Annotated in this window: 9 protein-coding genes; 4 read left to right on the forward strand and 5 right to left on the reverse strand. The window is 69.6% G+C overall.

Annotated features, from left to right (window positions below):
• Nucleotides 1-274: 274 nt before the first annotated feature.
• Both ACFWP5_RS47320 and ACFWP5_RS47325 read right to left on the reverse strand, forming a co-directional pair.
• Nucleotides 275-1,693, reverse strand: coding sequence for an NAD(P)/FAD-dependent oxidoreductase (locus ACFWP5_RS47320; protein ID WP_384171905.1), 1,419 nt, complete (start codon nt 1,691-1,693; stop codon nt 275-277).
• A 9-nt stretch (nt 1,694-1,702) separates the two neighbouring features.
• Nucleotides 1,703-2,356, reverse strand: a complete 654-nt coding sequence (locus ACFWP5_RS47325) for a rhomboid-like protein (protein ID WP_384171908.1) — start codon at nt 2,354-2,356, stop codon at nt 1,703-1,705.
• Nucleotides 2,357-2,378: 22 nt separating this feature from the next.
• On the opposite strand from ACFWP5_RS47325, the gene ACFWP5_RS47330 reads away from it, so the two are divergent.
• Nucleotides 2,379-3,287, forward strand: a complete 909-nt coding sequence (locus ACFWP5_RS47330) for an aminoglycoside phosphotransferase family protein (RefSeq protein WP_384171911.1) — start codon at nt 2,379-2,381, stop codon at nt 3,285-3,287.
• A 10-nt stretch (nt 3,288-3,297) separates the two neighbouring features.
• Here ACFWP5_RS47330 and ACFWP5_RS47335 read toward each other — a convergent pair whose 3' ends face one another.
• Nucleotides 3,298-4,236, reverse strand: a complete 939-nt coding sequence (locus tag ACFWP5_RS47335) for a LysR family transcriptional regulator (protein WP_384171914.1) — start codon at nt 4,234-4,236, stop codon at nt 3,298-3,300.
• A 230-nt stretch (nt 4,237-4,466) separates the two neighbouring features.
• Between ACFWP5_RS47335 and ACFWP5_RS47340 the strand changes: the two genes are divergently transcribed.
• The 3 genes from ACFWP5_RS47340 to ACFWP5_RS47350 all read left to right on the forward strand — a co-directional run bounded on the left by ACFWP5_RS47340 (nt 4,467) and on the right by ACFWP5_RS47350 (nt 7,390).
• A complete protein-coding gene (locus ACFWP5_RS47340) occupies nt 4,467-5,732 on the forward strand; it encodes an MFS transporter (protein WP_384171917.1) in 1,266 nt (421 codons plus the stop codon).
• A 48-nt stretch (nt 5,733-5,780) separates the two neighbouring features.
• Nucleotides 5,781-6,260, forward strand: a complete 480-nt coding sequence (locus tag ACFWP5_RS47345) for a GNAT family N-acetyltransferase (protein ID WP_384171920.1) — start codon at nt 5,781-5,783, stop codon at nt 6,258-6,260.
• A 125-nt stretch (nt 6,261-6,385) separates the two neighbouring features.
• On the forward strand, nt 6,386-7,390 hold the full coding sequence (locus ACFWP5_RS47350; RefSeq protein WP_384171931.1) for a DUF4037 domain-containing protein: 1,005 nt from the start codon (nt 6,386-6,388) through the stop codon (nt 7,388-7,390).
• 383 nt (nt 7,391-7,773) lie between these two features.
• Here ACFWP5_RS47350 and ACFWP5_RS47355 read toward each other — a convergent pair whose 3' ends face one another.
• Together ACFWP5_RS47355 and ACFWP5_RS47360 are read right to left on the reverse strand one after the other, a co-directional pair.
• The gene (locus ACFWP5_RS47355) at nt 7,774-8,796 is read right to left on the reverse strand and encodes an LLM class flavin-dependent oxidoreductase (protein WP_384171923.1); all 1,023 of its coding nucleotides are present in this window, start codon (nt 8,794-8,796) and stop codon (nt 7,774-7,776) included.
• 743 nt (nt 8,797-9,539) lie between these two features.
• Nucleotides 9,540-10,319: a hypothetical protein gene (locus tag ACFWP5_RS47360; RefSeq protein ID WP_384171926.1), complete on the reverse strand. Its 780-nt coding sequence runs from the start codon at nt 10,317-10,319 to the stop codon at nt 9,540-9,542.
• Nucleotides 10,320-10,952: the final 633 nt, after the last annotated feature.

The raw sequence follows: 10,952 nt of genomic DNA on the forward strand, positions 1-10,952 counted from the left end.
GTGGTTGGGGGGGTGTCCCGCCAGCTGGTGTGGGCTCTTCAACACCCCAAATTTTTTCACCTCCGGTGCCCGCGCTTTTCCTTGGAGTTAAACCCCCCGACGCGGCGCCAACCCACAACGCACCCCACGCGCCGAAGCGCACCCGCACCCAGACACAAAGCCGCCCCCCACACACACAACCCAGGGGCGCGAGGCTGTATCAATGTGCGGCTCCGCCGCGTGCGCGCGACCAGCCACACACAACCCGCACCCGACGCCAGACCGCTCCCAGATCTCAGTGGCGCCCGGCCACCCGGTCGGCAAGCCGCGCCAGCCGCGACGACTCCACCCCATGCCCGACCAGTTCACGCCGATCCGCCGCCCGATACGTCGCGTACATCCCCTGCACCCCCAGCCAACGCAACGGCTCCGGCTCCCACTTGCGCACCTTGTGGTCGACCCACGGAAGCGCGGTGAGATCGGTCGGCCCCGCCTGCCCCGAGTCCAGCTGGACCAGATCCCGCAACGTCCGCGCCGCGAGGTTCGTCGCAGCCACCCCCGAACCGACGTAACCCCCCGCCCACCCCAGCCCCGTCGACCGATCCAAGGTCACGGTCGCGCACCAGTCGCGCGGCACCCCCAGAACCCCCGACCACGCGTGCTCGACGCGCAACCCCGCCAGCGACGGAAAGAAACGAACGAGGATCTCGCGCAGCGCCTCAACCGTCGCCGCCTGCGTCCCCCCGTCGTTGTCGGTCCTCGACCCGAAGCGATACGGCACCCCGCGCCCGCCCAACGCGATCCGCCCATCGGCGGTGCGCTGCGCATACATATACGCGTGCGCCATGTCACCAAGCGTCTCCAGACCACCCCAACCCACCGACTCCCACTGCTCGTCGGTGAGCGGCTCGGTAGCGATCATCGAGGAGTTCATGGGCAGCCAGGTCCGCCGCTGACCCTTGAGACTCGCGGTGAAACCCTCGGTGCAGCGCAGGACATAGGGCGCGCGAACGGTGCCGTACGGCGTCACCGCGTGCTTGGGCCGGATCTCCGTCACCGGCGTCGACTCATGGATGACGACCCCCAGCGCCTCCACCACCGCCGCGAGCCCCTTCACCAGCTTCACCGGATGCAGCCGCGCACCATGCGGCGTCCACGTCGAACCGACCGCGTCCGCGACCCGGATCCGCTCACCGGTCTCGCGCGCGCCGTACAGTTCTCGGTCGGTCTCGCCGTACGACAGCTCGTGCTCATGGAAGGCCTTCAGCCGCCCCAACTGGGCTGGCGTACAAGCGACTTCGAGAACCCCACCCCGATGGATACCGGCCTCGATCCGCTCCTCCTCCGCAACCGCGATGACCTCGGCGACGGTGTCGTTCATCGCCTTCTGCAGACGTACGGCGGCTTCCCGGCCGTGGAGTTTCGCGTACCGGTCGCGCCCCGCGATGCCGTTGTACAGCCAGCCCCCGTTCCGCCCCGAGGCGCCGTAGCCGCAGAACTTCTGCTCCAGGACGGTGACCCGGAGGAAGGGGGCCGCCTTCTTCAGGTAGTACGCGGTCCACAGTCCCGTGTATCCGCCGCCGACGATCACGACGTCGGCGGAGGCGTCACCCGCGAGGGGCTCCCGTCGCGCAGGGATGCCGTCGTCCGCGTACCAGAAGGAGATGCCACCGTTGACGACACCACTCACGACACCGCTCACCGAGCTGCTCATGACCGGACGCTAACCCCTGAGAGCAGCGACTGTCTCCTTCGGATTCCATGCTTTTCCGCACCCTCTGACCAGCGGATAACACGCCAGCCCGATCAGCACGGACGTGAAATGCCCAAGATCGGTGAAGGTCCGGCCGGTCGCCAACGGCACCCCGTAGACGCCCAGTACGACCACCAGATACGGGTACCGCCACGGCACCGCGATCCGGTACGCCAGCACGCCGGCCACCCCCGCCAGCGCGTAACTCACCCCGATATCAAGGGTGTTGACCGCAGACTGCGGTGCCACGCCGTTCCTGATCGCCTCCAGCAGCGCGCCCTCGCTGATCAGTGTCGCCAGCACATGCGCGGCCACACACACCATCAGCCACCGCGCCGTACCGAGCCACCGCTCCGCCTGCGCGTGGAACACCGTGTACAGCGCGGCGTACGGCAGCCAGCGGCCCCCGTCTATCCACATCGCGCTCGCGAACAGCACCCGCACCGGGTTGTTCGACAGCTCGTGGATGTTGGTGGACCGCTGCCGCAGGAACTCCAGCTCGAACTCCGGCGACATGTGGTGCATGGCGACCGTGGTGACGAAGAGGATCCCCAGCCAGACGTAGGTGCCGGGGGCGCTGCGGACGTACGCCCACACCCTGTGGAGGCCCCGGGTAATTCGCATGAGCCGATTCACGCACGCAAGTATGGTCGGAGGCGTGATCGACATCCCGGCCGGACTGGTCGCCTCCCAGGAGACGTTCAACGGCGCGGCCGGACACGCCTTCGTGGCAGCGCTTCCCCAGCGGGCGGCCGGCTTCCTCGACCGCTGGTCACTACAACTCAACGGCCCTTCGATGTACGGCAATTGCGCCCTGGTCCTGCCCGTCCTGCGCGCCGACGGCAGCCGGGCCGCGCTGAAACTCCAGTACCTCGACGAGGAGACCGCGGGCGAGCCGATCGCCCTGCGCACCTGGGCGGGCGACGGCGCCGTACGACTTCTGGAGTACGACGAGGAGACCGGCACCCTGCTCCTCGAACGCCTCGACGCGTCGCGCTCCCTCACCCACGAACCGGACTCCCGCGCCGCCGCCCTCGTGATCGCCCGGCTGCTCGCCCACCTGACGGCGGTATCCGCACCACCGGAGCTGCGCCAACACCTCGGCCCGCTGGCCGCGGCCATGCTGAAGCAGGTCCCGTCCGCCCTCCCCCGCCTCTCCGACCCCGCCGACCGGCGCCTGATCGAGGACTGCGCGGCGGCCGTCCGCGAGGTCGCGGCCGAGCCCGGCGACCGGCTGCTGCACTGGGACTTGCACTACGACAACGTCCTCGGCGCCGACAGCGAGGATCGTGGGCCCTGGCTCGCCATCGACCCCAAGCCGCTGTCGGGCGACCCCGGGTTCGAACTCTTCCCGGCGCTGACCAACCGTTTCGACGCCGACGAGATCCGTTGGCGCTTCGACGCGATGACGGACGTGATCGGTCTCGATCGGGCGCGGGCGCGGGCCTGGACGTTGGGCCGGGTGCTGCAGAACGCGTTGTGGGCGATCGAGGACGGGCACCAACCGGCGCCGGATCACCTGGAGATCGGGCGGCGGCTGCGCGACCCGCACTGACGGTCATCGGTCATGCCCAGGCCGGTGTCCAGGTCTCCGCGTCGGAGTGACCCGAGTGACCGGGCCCGCCGCCGCTGTGGAGGTGGTCGCGGAGGGCCGCGAGCGCGGGGTGCCGGTTGTCGCGGTGCCGGACCAGGGAGTGCGGGTAGACCAGGGTCGGATGCCGTACGGCGATACGGCGCAGGTCGTGGCCGGCGGGCCAGACCAGGCGGGTCTGCTCACCGACGAGGGTCGCCAGCGAACGCGAACCGGCGATGGTGTCCAGCAGCGGCTCCACGCCGAAGTCGGGCCCGGTGCTCTCGATGGTGAGCCCGAACGCGGCGGCGAGCGCGTCGTAGTAGGCGGCCCACTCGGTGCCGGGGACGAGGCCGGGCATCCAGATCCGGTGCCCGACGAGATCGGCCGGTGTGAGTGTGCGGGCGGCGGCGAGTGCGTGGGCCGGGCCGGTGAGGAGCTGGACGGGCTCGTCGAAGGCCCGGCTGACCTCGATGTCGTCGGGGAGCCGGCGTCCGGTCATGGTGACGGCGCGGAAGGACGCGTCGACCGTGCCGGAGCGGATGGCGTCCACGGCCGCGTCGGCGTCGAAGAGGGTCACGACGTCGAGCTCGATCTCGGGGCGGGCGCGATGGAAGTCACGCAGCAGAGCGGCCGGGGCGAGTCCGCGGCCGATCACGTCGACGCGCAGGGCGCGGTGACCGGGCCGCACGGAGGCGAAGGCCCGCGCCTCGGCGTGCAGCAGCTCGCGGGCGTGCGGCAGGAACGCCCGCCCGTCGACGGTCAGTTCCGCCCCGCGCGGGGTCCGCGCGAAGAGCCGTACGCCTACGGTCCGCTCCAGGGCGGCGACCCGCTTGGAGACGGCCTGCTGAGTGATCGACAACTCCGTGGCGGCATCCTGGAAGCGGCCCGCGTCCACGATGGCCACGAAGGTGCGCACAGCGTCGAGATCCACGTCGGCGACGATAGTGGCGGCCACTGACAACGGGCCGTTGGACGCCGGTGAGCAGCTGACACAACTGTGGGCTGTGGCCTACCGGCGAGTCGGTTGTTTGATCTCGGCGTCCGGCACTCGCTTTGATGCCGGTGGCCGACGTCGTGGCCGTGGTCGGCGGGTAGGTGTCCCGGAAAAGTGTGTCAGTTTCGCGGAAAGTGTCACACTTTTCCGGAGAGGGTGGGGCGGGGATGGCAGGCAGGCGGGCGCTGGGGCGCCGGTTCGGGTGGCTGTGGGCGTCGTTCGCGGTCAGCTCGTACGGCACCGGGCTCGGGTTCGGCGCGTTCCCCTTCATGGCGATCCTCGTGCTGCACTCCGGGCCGACCCAGGTGGCGGTGCTGGCCGCCTCGGGGCGGGCGGTGGGGGCCCTGGTCGCCGTACCGCTGGGGCCGTGGGTGGAGTTCCGCCGCAAGCGGCCGGTGATGATCGCGATGGACCTGACCCGGTTCGCGGCGCTGCTGACCGTCCCCGCCGCGTACGCGTTCGGCCGGCTCACCTTCGCCCAGCTCCTCGTCGTCTCCGTCACCGTCGCCGCGGCGAACATCGCCTTCAACGCGGCCGGCGGCTCGTACCTGAAGTCGCTGGTGCCACCGGAGGACCTACTGGTCGCCAACTCCCGCTTCGAGTCCACGACTTGGACCTCGACCATGCTCGGGCCGCCGCTCGGCGGGGCCGCGATCGGACTGTTCGGCCCGGTGACGACGGTGGCGGCCGACGCGGTCAGCTATCTGCTCTCGGCGCTGGGCATCCGCGCCATCGGCGGGACGGAACCGCGCCCCGAGCGGAGCGGTGCGCCGCGGCTGCGAGCGGGCGATCTGCTCGACGGCTGGCGCTACATCCTCGCCCACCCCACCCTGCGCCCGCTGCTCCTCAACGCGATGGCGGTCAACGGCCTGATCATGGCCGCCGAGCCGTTGCTCGCCGTACTCATGCTGGGTCGCCTCGGATTCACGCCCTGGCAGTACGCCCTCGCGCTCGCGGCCTCCTCCGGTGCCGGGGGTTTCGTCGGCTCACGCCTCGCGCGCCCGCTCGCGGCCCGGTTCGGGCAGCGCAGGGTGATGCTGGTCTCCGGGATTCTGCGCGCGTGCTGGCCGGTCGGCCTGGCGTTCGTCCGCCCCGGAGTCCCCGGCATGCTCCTCGTCATCGCCGTCCAACTCGGCCTGGTGACCTGCATCGGCGTCTTCAACCCCCTGCTGGCCACCAGCCGGCTCGAACACACCGCCCCCGACCGGGTCGCCCGCACCCTGACCGCCTGGTCGATCAGCACCAGCGCGGCGATCGCGGCACTGACGGCCATGTGGGGGCTGCTGGCGGCGACCACCACCCCGCGCACGGCGATCGCGATCGCGGGGGTCCTGCTCCTGGCGAGCCCGCTGCTGCTGCGGCGTGGGGAGAACGAACGGCGGAACGAGCCCACCGGCACCACCAAGGTCCAAGAAGCCGTAGAGGGCATCTGAACCCGGCAGCACCCCACCCACCCACTCCCCTCCCGCTAGCCTCCCCCCATGATCCGCACCGCGACCCCCACCGACATCCCCGTCATCCACGCCCTGATCCGCGAACTCGCCGCCTACGAAAAGGAACCCCAGGAGGCGAGGGCGACCCCGGAGCAGCTCCACGAGGCCCTCTTCGGTCAACACCCCGGCGCCCACGCCCACATCGCGACCGACGACACCACCGGCGAACCGGTCGGCTTCGCCCTGTGGTTCCTCAACTTCTCGACCTGGCGCGGTGTCCACGGCATCTACCTGGAGGACCTGTACGTCCGCCCCACCGCCCGCGGCACCGGCCTCGGCAAGGCCCTCCTCACCGAACTGGCCCGCATCTGCGTCGACCGCGGCTACGAACGCCTGGAGTGGTCCGTCCTCAACTGGAACCGCCCCGCGATCGACTTCTACGAGGCGCTGGGCGCCCGGCCCCAGGACGAGTGGACGGTGTACCGGCTGACAGACGGGGCGTTGAGGGAGCTGGGACGGCACCAGTGATCGGTCGTCCACCTGCCCGACTACTCGACTGGGCGTTCGTGGCCGGGAGTTGAGGGGCGACGGCGAAAATTCGCGCGCACGATCATGTCCAGATTGGGCAGGGTCCGGGCATGAGCTTCACGAATATGCCAACTTTTTTACCGGGCCTCGAACTCTCCCGCCGTTTCTACACAGAGGCCGTCCGCCCGCTCCTCGAAGACGCCGCCCCCGACATCCCGCACTCCGCCGCCCGTATCGGCAGCGGCTCCGAGGTCCTCGGCTACGACACTCCCCGCTCGACGGACCACGAATGGGGCCCACGTCTCCAGCTCTTCCTCCGCCCCCGGGACGTCCCCCGCCACGCGGGCCGCATCAGACACCACCTCGCCGAGCACCTCCCGAAAACCTTCCACGGCTACCCGACGAACTTCGCCCCGACGGCCGACGGCGACGTCCGCGTCATGCAGAGCACCACCGGCCCGGTCCACCACAGAGTCGAAGTCACCCACACCACGGCCTGGTTCAAGGCAACGCTCGGCTTCGACCCGACCCACGAGATCACCGCGGCCGACTGGCTGACCACCCCCACCCAACTCCTGGCCGAGGTCACGGGAGGCGCGGTGTTCCACGACGGCCTGCACGAACTCGGCCCCCTGCGCCACACCCTCCGCTGGTACCCCCGCGACGTCTGGCTCCACGTCCTGGCCCGCCAGTGGAACCGCATCTCTCAGGAGGAGGCCTTCGTGGGCCGCTGCGGCGAGGTGGGCGACGAACTCGGCTCGGCGACGGTCGCCGCCGGCCTGACCCAAACCCTGATGCGCCTGTGCCTCCTCATGGACCGCCGCTACCCCCCGTACAACAAATGGCTGGGCACCGCCTTCGCCCGCACGACCGCCGGCCACCGCCTGATCCCGGTCCTGACGGCAGCCCTCTCAGCCACGGACTGGCACACGAGGGAGAAACACCTCACCTACGCCTACGAAGCGGTGGCCGGCATCCACAACCAACTGAACCTGACGGACCGCGTCGACCCCACCACCCGCCCGTACCACTCCAGACCCTTCCGAGTCCTCCACGCCGAACGCTTCACCAGAGCACTGACGGCCCGCATCACGGACCCGACCCTGAGGAAACTCCCCGACGACAAGTGATGTTCAGCCTGATCGGAGCATGTACGGCCGGTTGTCCTGTGCCGCCTTGTTTCACGTCGCCCAAAGGCGTCCGGCCACCGGGCGGCCACCACCAGGGCCACTGTCACGAGCTCAGCCGCCTTCACGTGCCCGCCACACCGGTCGTGGCGGCCCTGCACGAGGTGATCGTCCCCCGCCTCCAACTCGCCCCGGACACGGTCGAGTTGGAGAAGGGCTTCTCTCGTGACATGCGCGGCATCGGCCACCTCGGGACGGGCGATGCGGAGGTGCGCATCTCCTCGGCGGCCGACTCGGAGAAGGCGGCCCCGCTGATCCGTCGGGCGTTCGAGGCGGCCCGACCACCACGGTGCCGAGCCGCCCCCGCACGCAGGGCGGCAGAGCACTCAGCGCCAGCCGAGCTCCGGTGCCACCTGGGTCAGGATGCTCTCCAGCACATGCGCGTTGTAGTCGACCCCCAGCTGGTTCGGAACGGTCAGCAGGAGGGTGTCCGCGGCCTGGATGGCCTCGTCCTCCCGGAGTTGCTTCACCAGCACGTCCGGCTCGGCGGCGTACGAACGACCGAAGATCGCCCTGGTCGTGTCGTCGATCATGCCGACCTGATCCCGCGAGTCGCGATCGCGGCCGAAGTACGCCCGGTCCACGTCGTCGGTCAGGGCGAAGATGCTACGGCTGACCGACACCCGCGGCTCTCGCGCGTGGCCCGCCTCCTTGTACGCCTCGCGGTACGCCTCGATCTGCTTGCGCTGCTGGACGTGCAGCGGCTCGCCCGTCTCGTCGTCCTTCAGTGTGGAACTCTGCAGGTTCATCCCCAGCTTCGCGGCCCATACGGCGGTCGCGTTCGAGCTGGAGCCCCACCAGATCCGTTCGCGCAGCCCTTCGGAGTACGGCTCGACGCGCAGCAGCCCCGGCGGGTTGGGGAACATCGGCCGCGGGTTCGGCCGCGCGAAACCCTCGCCCTCGATCACCTTCAGGAAAGCCTCGGCGTGCCGGCGGGCCATGTCCGCGCCGGTCTCGCCCTCCTCGGGGGCGTAGCCGAAGTAACGCCAGCCGTCGATCACCTGTTCCGGTGAGCCGCGGCTGATGCCGAGCTGCAGCCGGCTGCCGGAGATGAGGTCGGCGGCGCCCGCGTTCTCGGCCATGTACAGCGGGTTCTCGTAGCGCATGTCGATCACGCCGGTGCCGATCTCGATCTTCGAGGTCCGCGCGCCGATGGCCGAGAGCAGCGGGAACGGGCTGCCCGCCTGCTGCGCGAAGTGGTGCACGCGGAAGTACGCGCCGTCCACACCGAGTTCCTCGGCGGCGACCGCCAGGTCGATGGACTGGTGCAGGAAGTCGGCGGCGGACCGGGTCTTGGAATGCGGACTCGGCGACCAATGGCCGAACGAGAGGAAACCTATCTTCTTCACGCAGGCCAGAGCGTCCGACGGCCACGATTGATTCCCCTGATTCCCCGCGCCCCGCGTCGGCACACCGTGACCAGGCCAACCGGCCGGTGCGGCCAGTGCGGCGATCGGAATCCTCCTCAGGGTTGCGGCTGCCGCTTCCGCGCCGAGGCCGACAAGGGCCCGAGCGAGTCGCTGCCCCCGAACGTGGGCTACCGGCGCCGGTACGACACCGCTTGGATCGCCGACAAGGCCCGGTGGAGCCCTGAGCATGGACAAGGTCGAGCGCAACGCGCTGACCCAGCAGCTCGCGGACTACCCCGACCGGCCGGCCGCCCGCCCGGCCGGCTGATCACCGTCACCGTCGTCCTCGTTCTCGCCCTCGCCCGCTGAGCACAAGTCCGGCCCGCAGCTACGGGGGAAAGCGACGGGCCGGAACCACCCCCACCGTCCCACAGGCCCGGGTGGTACGTCCGGAGTGCGCACGAAACCGGCCGACGGCCGGCCTTGCCGTACAGCTCGAAGAGCCCCTGGCACGGTGGTGCCCCGACGATCAGGTTGAGCCAGTAAATCCCCGGCCGGAGTCCTGAGAGGTCCCCGCCAAGGTGTCGGCCGGCGTCACGGGACGGTGTTGGCGACGGCGTCCGACAGTTCGTCGGCGGCAGCCCACGTGCAGAGGCGGCTGCCTGACCGCACATCCAACTCGTCGTCACGCCGACGACGAGTTGGATGTGCGGTGGCCAAAGAGAATCCCTGGGCGTCGTCGGCTACTTCAGGTTGAGTGCGTCCCCGGCCGACGCCTTCAGCGAGGTGGTCGTCGTGCCGGGGAAGTACCAGCGCCAGCTGCCAGCCGAGGTGACGGTCACCTTGGTGGTCAGCTTCCCGGTGCCGTCCGTCGTCACGGTCTTGACCGTGCTGTAGTGGGCGGCGCCCTTCTTCCTGAACTGGAGCCTGACCTGCTGCCCGGTGAACCCGTGGTACTTCCGGTCCTCCCAGTTGGCCCGCGACAGCTTGCCGGTGACAGTCACCTTGGCGTTCTTGGCAACCTTCTCGGGTGCGATCACGGTGGTGAGCTGGGCGGCCCGCTTGACCTTGTACTCGGCGATGTGGTCGGAGATCCAGTAGTCACCGTCGTTCGCCTTGACCGTGGCGTTGACCTGCCAGACGCCGGCGACCTTGTTGGTGTCGATGTCGTCGCTGTCGGCGATCCAGGCGGGGTCGATGGTCAGCGTGGCCCGGCACACCGAGGTCGTCGCGCTCTTCTTCGCGCAGGACGAGTCGTCGTTCCAGGTCGCGAAGGTGAAGGCGCTCGACTTGTTGAAGGTGCTGACGTCCGTGAGCCCCTTCACTCCCGAGTTGTCCTTGACGGTGATGTCGACCGGGTAGCGGATCGTCTTCGCCGTCCCCACGATGACGTTGCCACCGCCGTTGACGACGGTCTTCACCACCCGGACGTCGCCCCGCCCCTCCGCGTGCGCCCCGGTCGCCGTCGTCAGCACCAGGACCGCCGCCCCGCCGACCGCGGCCCAGGCCGTTCTGCCTCTCATGACTCTCCCCTTGTCGTGTGCGTGCCAGGAGAGGCTATGTGATCAGGGACCTTCCACAGTGTTCGGTTTCCAGGCCGCGGCCGACCAGGCAGAACACCTCCCGCTCCGGCAGGAGGTGCGATGAATCCAGCAACTCCATGGCGGGAAGCCCGAGTTCGACCGCGAGTGCCCCCAGCAGCTCCCACCCTGTCGTGAACGGCGTCAGCCTCGACCTCGCCGCTCGCCGACAGCCATCCGGGCAACGGCTTGCAGGGATACGACAACGCCGGAGCATCACCCCGCACACGCCCAGCACACTCATGGACACCGCTGCCGCACGGCGACTGCGCGTTCGGCCATCGGTCGGCCACCGGGAGGCGCACGGCGAGGCCTCTGGGCTGACACGCCAACAGAAACAGGGTCACGGAATGAAAAAAGGCCCAGGTCAGATGATGTCCGACCTGGACCTTGGCTGAGCCCCCTGTCGGATTCGAACCGACGACCTACGCATTACAAGACCATGAGGGATCGTGTCGCACGGTGCCTACTCGTGCTCCAGTGGAGTGACCCCCGAAATTCCGACACCTGGACGCTGGATGTTTCGTCATCCAGGGGAAGTGATCCATGGTGGCAAAGCGGAAGAATTACCCCCCG

It is taken from the genome of Streptomyces sp. NPDC058469, assembly GCF_042721125.1.
Classification (GTDB): Bacteria; Actinomycetota; Actinomycetes; order Streptomycetales; family Streptomycetaceae; genus Streptomyces.